Source organism: Pseudomonas sp. MM213 (assembly GCF_020423045.1).
GTDB classification, from domain to species: domain Bacteria; phylum Pseudomonadota; class Gammaproteobacteria; order Pseudomonadales; family Pseudomonadaceae; genus Aquipseudomonas; species Aquipseudomonas migulae.
In genome coordinates this window covers 1,210,713-1,228,100 of record NZ_CP081943.1, presented here as the reverse complement: position 1 = coordinate 1,228,100, position 17,388 = coordinate 1,210,713, and the positions used below count along the sequence as shown (strand labels likewise).

Annotated in this window: 15 protein-coding genes; 7 read left to right on the top strand and 8 right to left on the bottom strand. The window is 58.5% G+C overall.

From position 1 onward, the window contains the following. Positions 1 to 42: 42 nt before the first annotated feature. Together K5R88_RS05515 and K5R88_RS05510 are read left to right on the top strand one after the other, a co-directional pair. Positions 43 to 1,296, top strand: a complete 1,254-nt coding sequence (locus tag K5R88_RS05515) for an OprD family porin (RefSeq protein WP_226299387.1) — start codon at positions 43 to 45, stop codon at positions 1,294 to 1,296. Positions 1,297 to 1,376: 80 nt separating this feature from the next. After that, positions 1,377 to 3,050 (top strand): methyl-accepting chemotaxis protein, encoded by a 1,674-nt coding sequence (locus tag K5R88_RS05510; RefSeq protein WP_226299386.1) that lies wholly within the window; start codon positions 1,377 to 1,379, stop codon positions 3,048 to 3,050. Between the two features lie 41 nt (positions 3,051 to 3,091). Here K5R88_RS05510 and K5R88_RS05505 read toward each other — a convergent pair whose 3' ends face one another. After that, positions 3,092 to 3,958: a patatin-like phospholipase family protein gene (locus K5R88_RS05505; RefSeq protein WP_226299385.1), complete on the bottom strand. Its 867-nt coding sequence runs from the start codon at positions 3,956 to 3,958 to the stop codon at positions 3,092 to 3,094. Positions 3,959 to 4,386: 428 nt separating this feature from the next. Here K5R88_RS05505 and gabP point away from each other — a divergent pair, with 428 nt between their 5' ends. The 3 genes from gabP (at position 4,387) to K5R88_RS05490 (ending at position 7,368) form a co-directional block, all read left to right on the top strand. Next, entirely contained in the window at positions 4,387 to 5,793 is a 1,407-nt protein-coding gene (gabP, locus tag K5R88_RS05500; RefSeq protein WP_226299384.1) for a GABA permease, read from the top strand. Positions 5,794 to 5,900: 107 nt separating this feature from the next. Next, on the top strand, positions 5,901 to 6,986 hold the full coding sequence (locus K5R88_RS05495; protein WP_226299383.1) for a GlxA family transcriptional regulator: 1,086 nt from the start codon (positions 5,901 to 5,903) through the stop codon (positions 6,984 to 6,986). A 94-nt stretch (positions 6,987 to 7,080) separates the two neighbouring features. Then, positions 7,081 to 7,368, top strand: coding sequence for a hypothetical protein (locus tag K5R88_RS05490; protein ID WP_226299382.1), 288 nt, complete (start codon positions 7,081 to 7,083; stop codon positions 7,366 to 7,368). 72 nt (positions 7,369 to 7,440) lie between these two features. Here K5R88_RS05490 and K5R88_RS05485 read toward each other — a convergent pair whose 3' ends face one another. The 7 genes from K5R88_RS05485 to K5R88_RS05455 all read right to left on the bottom strand — a co-directional run bounded on the left by K5R88_RS05485 (position 7,441) and on the right by K5R88_RS05455 (position 13,842). Then, positions 7,441 to 8,703 (bottom strand): serine hydrolase domain-containing protein, encoded by a 1,263-nt coding sequence (locus tag K5R88_RS05485; protein WP_226299381.1) that lies wholly within the window; start codon positions 8,701 to 8,703, stop codon positions 7,441 to 7,443. A 218-nt stretch (positions 8,704 to 8,921) separates the two neighbouring features. Continuing rightward, positions 8,922 to 9,377 (bottom strand): RidA family protein, encoded by a 456-nt coding sequence (locus K5R88_RS05480; RefSeq protein ID WP_226299380.1) that lies wholly within the window; start codon positions 9,375 to 9,377, stop codon positions 8,922 to 8,924. After that, complete coding sequence (locus K5R88_RS05475; protein WP_226299379.1) at positions 9,374 to 10,258, bottom strand: PhzF family phenazine biosynthesis protein; 885 nt, start codon at positions 10,256 to 10,258, stop codon at positions 9,374 to 9,376. The genes K5R88_RS05480 and K5R88_RS05475 overlap by 4 nt, the downstream gene beginning before the upstream one ends. Then, the gene (locus tag K5R88_RS05470; protein ID WP_008041533.1) at positions 10,255 to 11,301 is read right to left on the bottom strand and encodes an ABC transporter substrate-binding protein; all 1,047 of its coding nucleotides are present in this window, start codon (positions 11,299 to 11,301) and stop codon (positions 10,255 to 10,257) included. The genes K5R88_RS05475 and K5R88_RS05470 overlap by 4 nt, the downstream gene beginning before the upstream one ends. Before the next feature lie 34 nt (positions 11,302 to 11,335). Continuing rightward, on the bottom strand, positions 11,336 to 12,100 hold the full coding sequence (locus K5R88_RS05465) for an ABC transporter permease (RefSeq protein WP_008041534.1): 765 nt from the start codon (positions 12,098 to 12,100) through the stop codon (positions 11,336 to 11,338). Then, positions 12,097 to 12,915: an ABC transporter ATP-binding protein gene (locus tag K5R88_RS05460; RefSeq protein WP_008041535.1), complete on the bottom strand. Its 819-nt coding sequence runs from the start codon at positions 12,913 to 12,915 to the stop codon at positions 12,097 to 12,099. Before K5R88_RS05460 ends, K5R88_RS05465 begins: the two co-directional genes overlap by 4 nt. Before the next feature lie 114 nt (positions 12,916 to 13,029). Continuing rightward, positions 13,030 to 13,842 carry an AraC family transcriptional regulator gene (locus K5R88_RS05455; RefSeq protein ID WP_226299378.1) on the bottom strand — a complete coding sequence of 271 codons (813 nt, stop codon included), beginning with the start codon at positions 13,840 to 13,842 and terminating at the stop codon, positions 13,030 to 13,032. Between the two features lie 370 nt (positions 13,843 to 14,212). Between K5R88_RS05455 and K5R88_RS05450 the strand changes: the two genes are divergently transcribed. Together K5R88_RS05450 and K5R88_RS05445 are read left to right on the top strand one after the other, a co-directional pair. Next, positions 14,213 to 15,934, top strand: coding sequence for a type I secretion system permease/ATPase (locus K5R88_RS05450; RefSeq protein ID WP_226299377.1), 1,722 nt, complete (start codon positions 14,213 to 14,215; stop codon positions 15,932 to 15,934). Then, positions 15,927 to 17,297, top strand: coding sequence for an HlyD family type I secretion periplasmic adaptor subunit (locus tag K5R88_RS05445; RefSeq protein ID WP_226299376.1), 1,371 nt, complete (start codon positions 15,927 to 15,929; stop codon positions 17,295 to 17,297). Before K5R88_RS05450 ends, K5R88_RS05445 begins: the two co-directional genes overlap by 8 nt. The last annotated feature ends 91 nt before the right edge of the window (positions 17,298 to 17,388 follow it).

The window sequence follows — 17,388 nt, the reverse complement described above, 5'->3', positions numbered from 1 at the left end:
GCGCTGTTCTGCACCCCAAATAACAACAATGAGTAGTTTTCCATGACCACTTTGCATACCCAACGGGCGCTGTTTTCACTTCTTGGTTTGTTGCCGCTGGCCAGTGCCAGCGCAGAAGGATTTATCGATGACAGCAAGCTCAAACTGCAATTGCGCAACGTCTATTTCAATGAAAACTTCCGCGACGAGCATGGCTTGAGTGCCAAGTCGGCAAGGACGGCGAAGAGCGAACGAACCGAATGGGCCCAGGGATTTCTGTTGGATTACCAGTCGGGATTTACCCCCGGCACCCTCGGGTTTGGTGTTGATGCCCTTGGCCTGGTCGGGGTCAAGCTCGACTCCGGCCGTGGCCGCAGCGGTACGGGTTTGCTGCCCGTCCATGATGACGGTCGTGCGGCAGACGAGTTTGCAAGCCTGGGGATGACTGCCAAGGCCCAACTGGCCAAGACCACAGTCAAATACGGCACCTTGTTACCCAAGACTCCGGTGCTGATCTACAACGATGCGCGTCTGTTGCCGCAAACGTACCAAGGCACGCAGATCAGTAGTATCGACATCGAAAACCTCACCCTCACCGGGGGCTACCTGGATCGATTCAAACTGCGCGATTCCACCGACAGCATGCCGATTGTGCCCGACGGTTACGGCGGAGATAAATCAGGGGACTTCAGCTATGCAGGGGCCGAATACAAGCTGGGGAAGAGCGTTCGTTTGAGTTACTTCTACGGTGAGCTGGAAAACTTTTACCGTCAGAATTTTGCAGGTATCCAGCACGATCTACCCTTGGGCGGCGGCGTGCTGACCAGTGACTTGCGCTACTTCAACAGTGTCGATACCGGCTCGGCCTACGGTGGCAAGATCGACAACAACATGCTGAGCGGGCAACTGTCCTACGCCATTTCCGGCCATACATTCGGCGGCGGCTACCAGACCCTCAGTGGTGATGCCGGATTGCCCTTTATCAGTGGCGCAACGGTTTATTCGTTCAGCAACGCCGGGATAGGCAAGTTCATCGAGGAGGATGAAAAAACCTGGATGCTTAATTACGGCTATAACTTTGCCGCCCTCGGCGTGCCGGGCCTGACGTTCTCTACTCGCTATCTGAGCGGCAACGACGGTAAGTCCAACACCACGGTAAAAGAGTGGGAACGTGACGCCGAACTGGCTTATGTCGTGCAACAAGGCACCTTCAAGGGCTTGGGTGTGCGGTTGCGCAACTATGTTTATCGCTCTGATTATTCCCGTGGCCGAGACAGCAACCGGATCTACTTTACCTACGACATCGCGCTCTGGTGATTCCCTGATCGCGGCCTCGCGATATTCGCAGGCCGCCTTTTCAGCCTCGGCCTCACAGGATTGGGTGAAGGATTTCAACGATGTCGTTTAAAACCAAAATACTGTTGCTGACCCTGTTTCCGGTAATGCTGTTTGCCCTGGTGTCAGGTTTGAGCACCCGCGGCACTTTGCAGTCCCAGGCCGAGCAAGAAGTCGCTCAGACCCGCGAGCGACTGCTTGAAGAGAGCCGCACTCGGCTCAAGGATTACGCGAGCATTGCTCGCACTTCCATAGCCGGACTTTATGATCGGGCTGCTGCCGGGGATCCGTCCAGCCGAGCCTTGGCGATCAGCCGCTTGTCGAAAATGAAGTATGGCGATGACGGCTATTTCATCGGTTATGACAGCCAGGTTGTACGCCTGTTTCGCGGTGACAGCAGCGAAGGCGTCGGCACCAACATGAGTGATCGCAAAGACATCAACGGGAAATACTTGAACCGCGAAATGGTCGCTGCGGCAAAAAATGAGACTCACTTCGTCACCTATTCAGGTGGGCTGGTCAACACCGATAAGGTGGTGGCGAAGCTCGCGTACAGTTTTTATTTGCCCAAGTGGGACATGGTCGTGGTCACGGCGATCAATCTGGACAGTATCGACGTTCAGGTCGCCAAGGTGCGGGCTGATGTTGATGCGCGGGTGCACAGCTTGATGTTCAGCATCGCCATCATTGCTTGTGTGCTGGTTGGCATTATCGGTGTGTTGGCTTTACTGCTGGTCAAGCGCAGTTTGCGTCCCTTGACCCTGATCCGGGCCCACCTTGATGAAATCGCTGCGGGCGAGGGCGATCTGACGCGGCGTCTGCCGGTGGTCAGTCGAGATGAGCTTGGGCAACTTGCCGGTTCGTTCAACGCGTTTATCGATCAGATTCACAGCCTCGTCAGCCAGATCGTCGCCATGAGCGAGCAGTTGAATGGATCTGTGAGCCATGTGGCCGAGCAGAGCAGACATATTGACCGTGCCATGGATAAGCAGCGCCAGGAAACCGACCAGGTGGCTGCGGCGATAAATGAGATGTCATCGGCGGCGCAAGAAGTATCGGTCAGCGCGCAAAACGCTGCCGACGCAGCCGTCGAAACTGACAGACAGTCCCGGCACGCGAGGCAAATAGTCAATGGCAGCATGACTCGAATTCAGGCACTCACCGTGGAGCTTGATGAGAGTGGTATATCCATGAAGAGCCTTCAAAACGATGTGACTTCTATCGTCACCGTGCTGGATGTGATCCGCTCGATTGCCGAGCAGACCAATCTCCTGGCACTCAATGCGGCTATCGAAGCCGCTCGTGCCGGTGCTGCCGGGCGAGGGTTTGCGGTGGTTGCCGATGAAGTGCGCGCGTTGGCCAGTCGTACTCAGCGCAGCACCCAGGAAATCCAGGCGATGGTTGAGCGTCTCAAGGGCACGACTGATGGCGTGGTCAGTGCGATGCATCAATCCACCAAAGCGGCTCAAGGCGCTAACGCTCAGGCCGATCAGGCGGGTGAGTTCCTGGGCAACACTGTCGAACTGATCGCGACCATCAACGCGATGAACGCACAAATCGCGAGCGCTGCGGAGGAACAGACTTCGGTGGCTGAAGAAATCAACCGCGGGGTGCATCAGATCGCGCGGGCCATTGATTCCGTTGCCAACCAGACCAAGAGCGGGGTCAAGACCGTCGATGAGCTGTATATGATTGGTAATCGTCTGCAAAGCTTGCTCGGACAGTTCAAAATTTGATGCCGAGGGAGCAGGGTGGTTCTACAGGTCATTCACATCACTCAATGCTCATGGGCATGCGAATGGAGGGTCAGGGCACCCGGTACCTTGGTGCGCTCGAGCCCCCCACGTTCCAGCCACCGAAGGGTCTGCACATAGGCACGCTGCAGCAAAGACTCGGTCTGGTCAAAGTTGAACACCGAGACATCCACAGGGCACAAGGGCGGGACGATGTGCAAGCTGGTGACAGCGCGGAAGTGTTCGATGTCGCTCACCAGTTGACGCATGCTCATCAGGTTGACGGTGTGCAGGGCCAAGGCGACGAGGCCCCGGGGCGGTTGTGTCAGGGCGCAACTCACGCCGGTGGGGATGACCACGACGTTGGTGGCTCCCAAGGCTACGGCCGTCGAAATAGGTGTATTGCTTGCCACGCCGCCATCAACCAGGAACTGATCGGCGATTTGCACGCAGGGAAACACCAGCGGGATGGCCGCGCTGGCCAGCAACGCCTGCTCGAGGTCGCCACTGGACAGAACCGTCTCGGCACCACTGAGCAGGTCGGTGGTGACAATGTGCAGAGGCAGCGTCGCTTCTTCGATGCGATGAATGGGAAGTGCCTGTCCCAGCAATCGGTGTAACGCCGACGGCTGCAATAAAAAGCCACGCCGCTTGATCAGTCCTTTGCAGGTGTCGATCCAGGAGAGGGGAAAGATGTCAGTTTTACTCAGCCCACGCCAAAATCCGGCGAGCGCCTCGACGCCCTCGGAATCGGGCCTTGCGGCAAAATAGGCACCGTTGATAGCGCCTACCGAAGCGCCGACGACTATGTCGAATCGAACATCGGCCTCGACCAGGGCCCGCAACATTCCCACCTGCACCGCACCCAAACTGCCGCCGCCAGCGAATACGATTGCGGTTTTGGTGACCATGGTCGAAGTCTCTGTGCGGAGATGTATCGAATGAGTGTAGCTGACGGGGTGGCGCTGAATTCCGTGAAGGCAGACTACGGAGTCATCCTCTCCAACCGATGCGCCTGCACCGGTTGGATGGAACGTGCCTATAAAAGAGGGATCAGCTGTTGGCTACCTTCGTCGAGGTAGTAAACCGGTAATGGATTGTCACGCTGGCGCATGTCGATATCAGACTCACAGGTGGCGCGCTCGGGCTACTTGCGTTGAACACTGGACGCGTAAGGTGGCGCGTCATTTAATGGCTGTGCAGTCACGATGACTGATGGGAAATGCTCAGAAGCGTTGAGGTTCGCCGCTTTCGATAAGGGGCAACAGGAAGAAATGATGATCGCCTGACCCTCAGTCAGCACGCTCTAACGTCGATCACCAGAGAACAAAAAAAAACAATGAATAGCCTGAACTCTAAAGATTCGAACGGTCAGTTGGCACAGGGTTTCAAGCCGCGCCACGTCACTATGCTTTCCATCGCGGGGATTATCGGAGCAGGTTTGTTTGTCGGGTCGGGACATGCCATCGCTGCCGCCGGTCCGGCGGTATTGCTGGCGTATCTGTTCTCCGGCCTTTTAGTCGTTCTGGTCATGCGCATGCTGGGCGAAATGGCGGTTGCCAACCCGGACACCGGATCCTTTTCCACCTATGCAGACCAGGCAATCGGGCGTTGGGCGGGCTTCACCATCGGCTGGCTGTATTGGTGGTTCTGGGTGCTGGTGATCCCCATCGAGGCGCTCGCGGCCGGGCATGTATTGAACCAATGGTTCCCACAGATCGATACCTGGTTGTTTGCCTTGCTGTCGATCATCCTGCTGGTCGTGACCAATCTCTTCAGCGTGTCCAAATACGGCGAGTTCGAATTCTGGTTTGCGATGGCCAAGGTCGTGGCGATCATCGGGTTTATCGGCCTTGGTTTTGCGGTGCTGATGGGGTGGATTCCCGAGCGGGAAGCCAGCGGGTTGACTCGACTCATGGACGAATATGGCGGGTTTGCGCCCAACGGTTTGTCAGCGGTCGTCGGCGCATTCATCACCATCATGTTCAGCTTCATCGGTACGGAAGCGGTGACCATTGCGGCCGCCGAATCCAGCAACCCTGCTCAGAACATCGCCAAAGCCACACGCTCGGTGATCTGGCGGATCGGGGTGTTCTACTTGCTGTCCATTTTCGTGGTCATTTCCGTGGTGCCCTGGAATGATCCGTTGTTGGCGTCTGTCGGCTCTTACCAGCGGGCACTGGAGCTGATGAACATTCCCCATGCCAAGTTGCTGGTGGATGTGGTGGTGTTGATTGCCGTGGCCAGCTGCATGAACTCGTCGATCTATATTTCCTCGCGCATGCTGTTTTCGCTGGGCAAGCGCGGTGATGCACCGAAACCATTGAAGGTGACATCGTCGGCGGGTGTGCCGAGGGCTGCGGTAATCGCCAGCACTGTGCTGGGTGCCGGGGTGACCTTGTTCAGCTACTTCATGCCTGCCGGTTTATTCCAGTTTCTGCTCGCCAGCTCGGGCGCCATTGCGTTGCTGGTGTACCTGGTTATCGCCGTGTCGCAATTGCGCATGCGCAGGATTCTGCGTCGGCAGAACGTCACGCTGACCTTCAAGATGTGGTTGTTTCCCTGGCTCACTTGGTTCGTCATCGCCTTCATCAGCGCAGCGTTGGCGGTGATGATGGTGACGCCCGAACACCGTATGGAGGTTTCTTCGACCATCGTCCTGGCGCTGGTGATTTCCTTTATCGGCCTTGTGACCACGCGTCACCACGGTCAGCCGCAGAGGGTGGCGGCGGCGGAAAGTGCATAGCCGCTTCAGCGTAAACCTGCTTGCGATCTTATAAGTACGCGAGCAGTGGCGGGGCGGTAAAACCGCCCGCCACGGGCCATTACCGCTCACTGGGAGAATAATCTTCGATGGCATATGACACCCCCAGGGCCGTTTCTCCCCAAACCATTGGTTTTTTGCTGCTGGACCAATTCACGTTGATTTCTCTGGCCTCTGCTGTAGAGCCGCTACGAATGGCCAACCAGCTGACCGGTCAAGAGCTGTATCGTTGGCACACTTTCAGTTTGGGAGGCGAGCAGGTGTGGGCAAGCGACGGCATGCCGATCACTCCGGATGCGTCGATCAATAATGCACCGATGCTTGATACCGTGATTGTCTGCGGAGGCATCGGCATTCAAAGCGCCGTGACCCGGGAGCACGTTGCCTGGTTGCGAGCCCAGGCGCGACGCTCGAAGCGGATCGGGGGCGTATGCACAGGCAGTTGGGCCTTGGCCCAGGCAGGCTTGCTCGACGGGTTCGATTGCAGCGTGCACTGGGAATTTCTGGCCGCCATGCAGGAAGCTTTTCCGCGCGTGAACCTCAGCTCCAGTTTATTCACTCTCGACCGGGACCGCTTCACCAGCTCCGGTGGAACCGCGCCAATGGACATGATGCTGCACCTGATCAGTCGCGATCATGGTCATGAACTGTCAGCGGCCATCTCCGAGATGTTTGTCTACGAGCGGATCCGCACCGAGCAGGATCACCAACGAGTGCCCCTCAAGCACATGCTCGGCACCCATCAACCGAAGTTGCAGGAAATCGTCGCCTTGATGGAGGCCAATCTGGAAGAGCCGATCGAGCTCGACGAACTGGCGAGTTATGTTGGCTTGTCCCGTCGACAGCTCGAGCGGTTGTTTCAGAAATATCTACATTCCTCGCCGTCGCGGTATTACCTCAAATTGCGCCTGATCCGCGCACGTCAGTTGCTCAAGCAAACGCCGATCTCCATCGTAGAGTTGTCGGTGGTGTGCGGCTTTGTGTCCACCCCCCATTTCTCAAAGTGCTATCGCGAGTGTTTCGGCATTCCACCCAGCGATGAGCGCCTGGTGGCGCAACCGCAAGTGGCAGCAAGTCCGACTCTGCAAGTATTTTCGCCGGCAAGGCCGATGAATTTGCTGGATCAGGCGCGTGATGAGTCAACGTTCGCAAGTATCAAGATTATGAAACCCTGAACAAGCGAGCTGGCGTCATTCCAGACACCCGCAAATTAAATACCTCCCATTTCCTTAAGCACAGTGGGGCGGGCTGTGGAGCATCGTACTTTGTATGGTGCTGTACACGGGCGTCACCGGGTTGCTCGGAGCCAATTGCACGGCAAGCCTGATGAGCATGTTCCCGAGGCAGGCGGGGGCGAGTGTCGCCCTGGGTATTTCGGTGCAATTCGCCACCGGGGCGCTGGCCAGTCTGTGGGTCAGTCACCTGGCTGATGGCACTTCATGGCCCATGTGCCTGGTGGTGGGAAGCTGCGGGGTTGGCTGCCTGATTGCGTATGGCATCTCGATCCACGCGCCTGTCAATCAGGACGCCCATGCCGACACGCTAGAACAACATTAGAGAACAAATTCTGGCTGCCTTCTTCATGTATAGGCGTTTTTCCAACGCCTATACATGAACCCGAGAAACCGGTTACTGAAGGGTGTTGCTGATGGCGTCAAAGGCGACCATGTCGTCGATAACCTCACCACCGGTGGGTTTGGTCTGTGCTTGCCACACTACAATCACCACATTTTTGGTCGGGTTGATGTAGAGGTACTGACCAAAAGTGCCTGCAGCAGTAAAGGCTTTATCGGCCTTGGATGCATCGGTCCAGCCTGGCCACCACATGTTGGCAAAGTCACCGTAGGCCACATCTGTGCCAGTGGTCGCGCTGGCGAAGCTCATCCAGTCTTCAGGTAGCACTTGCTGTGCACCGGCCTTGCCGCCGCTGAGGAAAAACTGGCCAAAACGCCCGTAATCTTCAAGGGTTGCACTTATGCCGCTGCCGCCCACTTCATTGCCATTGGGGCCGTCGAGCCACCATTTGGCATCGGTTTGCATGCCATAGGGAACCCAGATCTTTTCGCTCAGGTATTGCGTCAGTGGCTTGCCCACGGCGGCGCTGACCAGTTGTCCCAAGACTTGCGTTTCACCGGTGCTGTAGTTGGTGCGAGTGCCAGGAGGTGCAGCGGTAGGCAGGCTTGCCATGAACCTGAGGAGCGATCCAGGCACTTGTTCGATTCGCAGCTTGATCAACTGTCGTTCGTCTGATGTTGGATCAGTGTATTTCTCGTTCCATTTGATTCCGGAGCGCATGGACAGAATTTGACGTACGGTGACCTGGTCGTATCCGCTACCGGCCAGCGCGGGTAAATAGTGGGTGACTTTGTCATCAAGGCTTTTGATGGCGCCGTCCTGCAATGCAGCGCCCACGAGGGTAGAGGTGATAGATTTCGCCACCGACATCGACATCCAGCGGGTGTCGGCGGTATTACCTTTTTCGTATCGCTCAGTCACGATTTTACCGTCCTTGAGCACCAACAGGCCTGTTACCCGATTCAGCGCAACGTAGTCATCGAGACTGTAGCGCTTGCCTTTATAGTCAAAGGCAACCGGGCCGAGTGGCGTGCCGCTGCGCGGTAACGGGAAAGGGTGGCTGCCCGCCTTGATGGCCCGCACAGGAAACAAACGATCAGTATTGCGAAAGGTAGTGACGGCCAGGTCCTCGCTGAGATTGCCGTCATAAATGGCCTGGACTTCGCCAATCGGCTCCAGCGCAGGTTGTTGGTAGGACTTCGTGGGACCAGGAGTGGCTGCCCAGGCGGTCAACGATAGCGCGAGTGTCGAAACACACACCACCACTTGAAGATGGCTGCGCTTAATGAGCGATGGATGGCGAGGGAGCATTGGCATAAACACCTTCCTATTGTTTCTTGTTGTTTTGTCAGGGGGAAGTTTGCAAGGTGGAAATTTTTTGGGCGCGTGGGATCGGGCCTGATCCCGCGCGGAATCGGGCCATGGATAAGAGGCAAGCTTCGACATTGGCTCCCAGGCCGCAGTCGCGCTGAGGAATGTGCCACCTCAACGCGAGAGCTTTCATGGTTGATTGATTGGCCTGGTGAGAAAGCGCTCTAACGCACTGCCGCCACCAGTTCCAACTCCAGCAATCCGCTGCCTGGAAGCCCGGCGACGCCCAGCGCAGAGCGCGCGTGTTGCCCGCACTCGCCAAACAACTCGATCAGCAAACGCGAAGCTTCGTCGAGAATTTTTGAGTATTCCTGGTAACCGTCCTCGGCATAGACAAATCCGCGTACGAACAGAATCCGCTCGACGCATTCCAGATCACCGATCGCTTGTTCCAGCGCACTCAAAGCCCGCAACACACAGGTGCGAGCAGCCAGGTTCAAGGTTTCTGCAGGCATGTCTGCCCGAGCCGGACCTTTGATTACACTGTCGACCAGGCGACACACCTGCCCGCTGACATAGGCCACACCACTGTGGATCACCACCGGCACGTAGTCACCCTTGGGGGCAGGGGCATCGGGCAATTGCAGGCCCAACAGCTTCAGTCTCTCTCGAATGCTCATGGGTTCACCTGCGCAAAACTCACCGGCCCGCCGAGCCACAATCCCTGGATCTGCTCCTGAGCATCCCGGCGAAAGCGCAACGATATCTCCGAAGGGCGGCCCATAGCCCGGCCCTGACGAACACGCACCGGGCGCTCATCAGCACTCACCAGGCCGTTTTCCAGCAACCCAAAGGCCAAGGCAGCGGCCGCAATACCGGTGGCCGCATCTTCGGGATAGCCGGAGGATTTTGGAAACTGTCGTGCGTCGAATTGTCGAGTGGCGAGGTCCAGTGCTGCGTAGGGGTACAAACCGGTTGAGCCGATGCGCTCGCACAATTGCTCAACCCGTCGGAAGTCGGGTTTCAGTCCATCCAGCACCGCTACGCTCTTGAGCGGGATCAGGGTTTTCACCCGGCTGGTGGCCGCGTTCTGGATGGGGAGCGGAGCCAACTCATTGGAGCTGATGCCCAGCACCGAGAGGATTTCCGCTTCGATGTCCGGGGACGAGAGCGTTTCGACCTGACCTATGGGCTGGGTGATTTCGATCTGTACGCCACCATTTCTATCGCGCGTGACCCGCGCCTCCACGCGTCCACTCAAGGTCCAGATCGACAGTTGATCCTTAGGCAACATCCCCAGTCGGTCCAGCAGCCAGACGGCGCCGACCGAGGCATGTCCACACATCTCCATTTCGTGGTTCGGCACCCAGAAACGGAAGCTGAAGTCATAGTCGGTTCCAGTCGGTGGCGAACAGACGAAGCCGCATTCATGCCCATAAGCCTGGGCCACAGCCTGCATGTCTGCAGCGCTCATGCCGTCGGCGCGAGCGACGGTTGGTGCCGGGTTGCCGCCGTTTTCCGCAGCAGGGAATACATTGATCAGATGAACTTGCGGGGTCATTTCTGCGCTCCTTGAGCGTCCGATAAAACGGGTGCAACTGCATCGACGATGGCATTGGTAAATACTGTGTGCGGATCAAGGCTGACCGGTTCCGCTTCAACCGCGTTCATGAAACTGATGTTCTTCTGGACGCCCGACAACTCGACCCTCGGTGTGGCCGGGTAAGAGGGCAGCGACGCTGTCCATGCCGAATCGAAAATCGGCGCGGCGGTGTGAGCGAAGTACGGCCGCACGGCTTCCCGAGCCTTGTCCGGATCGGTGGCGATCAGTTGCTCGGCGCGCCACAGGGCCTTCACCATTTTTCGTGCGGTGTCGGTGTTACTGGCCAGCCAGTCTTCCCGGGCAATCATCGCTGTAAAGAGGAAACCGTTGAGCGGCGGATATTCACCCTTGGCCAGGTCCATCAGCACAAATCCCCCTTGCTGTTCGGCGGTGGTGATAGTCGGTGGTGACAGCGAAAAACCATTGATGCTGCCCTGAGAAAACGCCGCCAGCATGTTCGGCGCGCCGCCAATCGGCATGATGGTCAGGTCTTTGTCCGGACTCAGGCCTGCGTCCTTGGCCAGATATCGAACCAGCATATCGGTGGTGCTGCCGGGACCGGTGACACCGATTTTCAATCCTTTCAAGGCTTGTGCCCGGGCAGTCAGCGGTGACGCCGCGGATACGCCCGCATTCTTGGCGGATGCCGCATCGATCACCACCGTGCTGCCGAACTGGGTTTGCACTGAGGCGAATGCCTGGACATTCTGGCCCTTGGTGCGGGCACGAATCGCCACGGCAGGCAGGCCGACATAGGCGTCGGCATCACGTCCGAGCACAGCGGTAAGCGCCGCAGAACCGCCTTTTTGGAAGACGATGACTTCGATGTCGAGCCCTTCTTCGGCGAAATAGCCAAGCTTCTGCGCGACATAGATCGGCACATACAAGAAGCCTTCACTGGGAAACGCCAGTTTGACCTTGGTCAACTCGGCGGCCTGAGTCGCGAACCCACAGAGCAATACGCTGGCGAACGCGGTCGCCGTTACTAGACGTTTGAACATGATGGAACTCCGGATAATCAAATCGTAGGTGTGCTCAAACCGCCACTTCACGTTCGGCGTCGTTGGCTTTCCACGGCATCAAACGGCGTTCGGCCAGCTTGACCGCGGTATTGAGGATCAGCGCCAGGGCAATGATGCCCACCAGCGCGGCGAACACACCGGCGGTGTCAAACTGCGAAGCCGCGTCGGAGAGCAAGTAGCCGAGCCCGCGATTGGCAGCGATGATTTCACCCACCAGTGCGCCGATCAGTGCGTACGGCACCGACAGGCGCAATCCGGTAAACACCCAGGTGAACGCGGAGGGGATGACCACCATGCTCAACAAATCACGTTCGCGGGCGCCCATCAGGCGCAGGATGGTCAACTGCTCGCGGGACACGTTGCGCACACCGCTGTAGGTATTGAGGAACACCAGGAAGAACACCACTGCTGCGGTCAGTATGACTTTCATTGGCAAGCCGATGCCGAACCAGAGGATAAACAATGGCGCGAGAGCGACCTTCGGCAAGCTGTAGAACGCGGTGAGGAAGGGGTCGAGGATGTCGGCCAGGACTTTGGCCCGTCCTAACAGCAAGCCAGCAGCGAGACCGGCGACCGAGCCGAAGAAGAATCCGAGTACGGCTTCCAGCGTGGTAATCCCTGCGTGGTAGAAAAACACGCCGTTGAGCAGGATCTTCCACAAACTGGCCGCCACGGCAGAAGGCCGGCTGATGAAAAACTCGACGCCGAACCAACGGGAAATGCCTTCCCACAGCACCAGCAGAAACACCAGGAACAGCAAGCGATAGACCTGAATCATAGGGCCTCCAGAGAGTGAGCCAGCGAGGAAGGATCGGCGGCACCGGCGATGTCTGGGGCCAGGCGCTGCCAAAGGGCGGCGCAGAGTTCGACGTAGTGCGGATCGGAACGCAGTTGCACCAGATTGCGTGGCTGCGCCAGTGACACCTCAAGGATGTGATCGATGGTGCCGGGACGTCCGGCAAAGACCACGCAGCGATCGGCGAGGGCGATGGCTTCGTCAACATCGTGGGTGACGAACAGCACGGTTTTTTTCAGTTTCTTGCACAGTCGCAACAGTTCGGTTTGCAGCGTGAGGCGCATCTGCGCGTCGAGGGCTCCAAACGGTTCGTCCATCAGCAAGGTCTCAGGATCGCTGGCCAGCAATCGGGCCATCGCAGCACGTTTTCGCATGCCACCGGACAGTTGGTTCGGGTAGCTGGCACCGAAACCGGTCAGCCCGACCAGCGCCAACAGTTCCTCGACTCGCACGTCGATTTCACGCTTGCCCAGGCGCCGGATCTGCAACGGTACGGCGATGTTGCCGGCGACTGTGCGCCACGGCAGCAAGTGGTCAGCCTGGGTCATGTAGCCGACGCGGGTGTTGACGCCTTTGACTTCGGCGCCGTCGTAATGAACCCGACCTTCGGTAGGACCGAACAGCCCCGCGGTCATGTTCAACAATGTCGATTTGCCGCACCCGGACGGGCCGACCAACGTAATGATTTCGCCGCGCTGGATCTCAAGCGATACATTGCGCACAGCCACAAACTGGCGCCCATCGACCTTAAAACTCTTCTGCACATCAGCGAAACTGATAAAGGGTTCTTGCCTCACGGCCCCATCCTCTTGTTGTTTTATCAGGGCTCAGGATGCCGGGCGGAGGAATTCAGGGCGCACGGGATCGGGCCTCATCATGCGCGAGATCGGGCCATGGATAATCGGGATGGTTTACCGGTTGGTGTTACGGCGAAACTCGTCAGGCGAGCAGCCCTGCGCGCGTCGGAAAACATGGGCCAGGTGGGAAGGGGACTCGTAGCCGACACTGTTGGCAATCTCCAGCACCGACATGCGCGTGTGCTGCAGCAGGTTCTTCACTCGCTCCAGGCGCATGCGCTGAACGCAGGCCAACACGGATTCGCCAGTGTGTTGGGCAAACAAGCGGGTGAGGTGGCGTCGTGAAACATGAAAGGCTTCAGCGATCTCGTCCAGTCCCGGAGACTGTTCAAGGTTGCCATCCAGATAGCGCTGAACATCACGCACCAATGCCGCACCATGACGTTCGGTCGAAGAACGTTGCAGGCTTGGCTGGCTCAGGGAAATCGCCAGGCATTCCAGGAGCAGCAAGTGGTCGGTCTGGGTGATTTGCCGACGCCGATCCACGTAGCGGTCCGGTTGGCTGAAGGCCTTTTTCGCCAGCAACAGATGATGAAACGGTGCCGAGGCGTGCCAGATACCCAACGTCGGTACTCGCAACAAACGATTGGCATCACCGGACAGATCACGCAGGGCATAGCTCATGTAATCCGGGTCGACATAGAACGCAACGTGCCCCTGGCTCACTGTCATTGACGATGAGGAATGGCTCCACTGGGGTGGGACCAATACGAACTGTCGGTCAACTATCGACGTCGAGCGGCCGCTTTGTTCGTCCTTGAATCGCAACAAACCATGCTCCGGCACCATGATCATGAATTCATCATGCTCATGGGCAGCGGTTTCATAGGCTCCATTGGAGTTGAAGACGCTGTAGATTTCACGCATTGGCCGCACCGGATCGCGTCAGTCAGGTGCAAATACTAATACGCTGCGGAGGGAGAAATCTCAAGATTGGATAAAACCAGCAATTACTACCCGCCCGTCTCAGAAGGATTTGCGATCCCCTGCAACGAAGAGGTCGCGGTCTTCCATGCTTTCTCACTCGTGGCGCTGTGCAACATCCCCGCCCGTCACCCCCAACAACCCGGCCCGCACTAACCCGAGGTTGCGTTGTCAGTATTTCACGCCTAGCGACGAGGATCGTCTCTGATTAGCGGCACGTCAGACTACGTCTATTTTTTTCCAATGCCTGAGGGCAAAAAGCTCGCGATGGATTGCGTCTTGGACCGACTATTCCTTTTGCGGGCGACACTCTATGGGTTTGCTTCTCGATCCACGGCATGACATTGATGCCGCGTTATTAAGCTATCGCCGTGTGTTCTGGTCGTTGGCGCTGTTCAGTGGTGTGATCAACCTGCTGGTGCTGGTGCCGTCGCTCTACATGATGCAGGTGTACGACCGGGTCCTGACCAGTCGCAACGAAACCACCTTATTCATGCTCACCTTGATCGCCCTGGGACTGTTCATGTTCAGCGCCCTGATCGAGTGGGCACGCGGCGAGGTGATGATTCGCATGAGCGCCGGGCTGGACGAAGCCCTGGGCGAGCGGATTTTCGATGCCGCCTTCGCCCGCAGCCTGCGTGAACACAACGCGAACCCGGCGCAGGTGCTCACTGATCTGGCGACGCTACGGCAGTTAATCACCGGCCAGGGCCTGATCGCCTTGCTGGATGCACCGTGGTTGCCCATCTTCGTGCTGGTGGCGTTCATCTTTCATCCTTGGTTCGGCGTGCTGACGCTGGTTCTCGCGCTGGTACTGATCGGCCTGGCGCTGTGGGGCGAGTTAGCGACTCGCACACGCCTGGACGAAGCCAATCGCCTGGGCGTGCAGTCGTCGATCTATGTAAACAGCACGCTACAAAATGCCGAAGTCATCCGGGCTCTGGGCATGCTCGGGCCGTTGCGCCAGCGCTGGAGCCTGCTGCAGCAACGCATCATTGCCGCCCAGTCCCATGCCAGCGACCGCGGCGCGCGTATCACCGCGACGACCCGCTTCGTGCGCATCTCCGGACAGTCGCTGGCCCTGGGCCTGGGGGCGCTGCTGGTACTGGAAGGCCAATTGTCTGCGGGCATGATGATTGCGATGTCGCTGCTGCTGGGGCGTGCCCTGGCTCCCGTGGAAATCGCCATTGGTTCGTGGAAGCAATTCAACTCTGGACGCCAGAGTTACCAGCGCCTGAGCCAACTGCTTGCTCAGCAACCGCGCGAGCGCCTGCGCATGCCGTTGCCACCGCCCACCGGCGCGCTGCGCCTGGATCAGGTGTATGTCGGCCCGCCCGGCGCCTCGCAACCGATCCTGAGGGGCATCAATTTCAGCCTGACCAAAGGTGATGTGCTCGCCGTCGTTGGCCCCAGCGCCAGTGGTAAATCAACGCTGGCCAAGGCGCTGATCGGGGTATGGCCGGCCATGGGCGGGTCAGTGCGCCTGGACGACGCCGAGATCAGTCAATGGTCCCACGACGCCCTGGGCCCGCACCTTGGATACCTGCCGCAGGACATCGAGCTGTTCGACGGCAGTGTGGCCGACAACATTGCCCGCTTCGGCGAGCAGGACGCCAACAAGATCATCGCCGCAGGGTGTCACGCCGGCATTCACGAGATGATCCTCAAATTCCCCAAGGGTTACGATACGCCGCTGGGCCCCGGAGGGCTTGGCTTGTCCGGTGGACAAAAGCAACGCCTCGGCCTGGCTCGCGCGCTCTATGGGCACCCTTCGCTGATCGTGCTCGATGAACCCAACTCCAATCTCGATGAAGCCGGAGAGGTGGCGCTGGTGCAGGCCATCAATGCGCTCAAGGCTACTGGCAGCACCGTGGTGCTGATTACCCACCGGCCAAATGTGCTGGCAGTGGTTGATCACATCCTGGTGCTCAAGGACGGTACTCAACATGCATTCGGTCCAAGGGATCGGTTGCTCAAGGCATTGAGACCGGGGCCAAGACCGGCCGCGGTCAGGGAGGCTGGCGGAGATGCGTGATCTGACCCCAGAGGCACAAACGTACAGTGAGCATGGGCTGAGTGCGCGTGGCACCACAGTGCAGCCACGCGCCAGCACCGACGCCGGGGGCGCGGCACGCTATGGTGTGGGTTTCCTGGTCCTGACACTGGGCGGTTTCCTGCTCTGGGCCTGTCTGGCGCCACTCGACCAGGGTGTCGTGGGCAGCGGCACCGTGGTGGTGGCGGGCGAACGCAAGGCTGTGCAGTCGTTGGTCGGTGGGGTGGTAGAAAAGCTACTGGTCAGCGAAGGCGAACGCGTCACCCAGGGACAGTTGCTGGTCCAGCTCAATACGGTGCAGGCGCAGGCACAACGGGATGTGACTTTGGGCAAGTTGCTCAATGATCGTAGCGTCGAGGCGCGGTTGATCGCCGAGCGCCTGGGTTCAGCCGAGATCCAATGGCCCGTTGAACTGCTGGAGCGTGCCGACGAGCCGCGGGTCAAGGCCGCCATGGCCTTACAGAGCCAGCTGTTTCTGACCCGCCGTGCAGAACTGGGCAGCCGTTTGCAGATCATCGAACACGAAGCCGCGGCCTTGCAGCAGCAATTGCTCGGCTACGAGGGCGTCAAGCGCAACTACGACGCGCAGATGCACTTCCAGCAGCAGGAGCTGGAAGGCCTGCGCAATCTTGCCCGTGAGGGTTACATTCCGCGTAACAAACTGCTCGAGGCCGAGCGCAATGCAGCCCAATTGGCTGGACAGATTTCCTCCGGAGTGGGCGATGTTGGCAGGACCCGCCAGGCGATCAGCGAAAGCCGGCTCAAGGCCTTGCAGGTGCAGCAGGAATTTCGCCGCGATGCCGAAACGCAGCTCAGCGAAGTCTCTGCCGAGGCGGCCGGTTATGCCGATCAGATTCATGCCTTGCAGTTTGAAGTCGACAACGGCGCGATCCGTGCGCCGGTATCCGGACAGGTCATGGACGTGAGCATTCACACGGTCGGGGGCGTTGCGCAGGCTGGCCAAACCCTGATGCAGGTGGTACCGCTGGATGCGCCGATGGCGATCACCGCGCGTTTCGAGCCGCTGATGGCCAATAAGCTACGCCCGGGTTTGCCGGTGCATGTGCATTTCACTGCCCTGCAACAGGTGGATACGCCGACGGTCACCGGCACTGTAACTACGGTGTCGGCGGACCAGTTGATCAATGAACAGACGCACCAGCCGTACTTTTCCGTCAAGGTTGAAATTCCCGTCGACACCGTCGCCTCGCTGCAGGCCGCTGGTCTGCTGGTGCGCCCCGGCATGCTCGCCGATGTCACGGTGGTGACGGGGGAACGCACCTTGATGAATTACCTGATGAAACCTTTGCGTGAGCGCTTGCTTGCGGCCTTCAAAGAGGAATGAGCGTGAAGCCAGTCCTGCGCTGGCAGCGCGACTGGCCGCGGTGAATTGTGGCGAGGGGATAAATCCCCTCGCCACATCAGTCTGTGTTGGT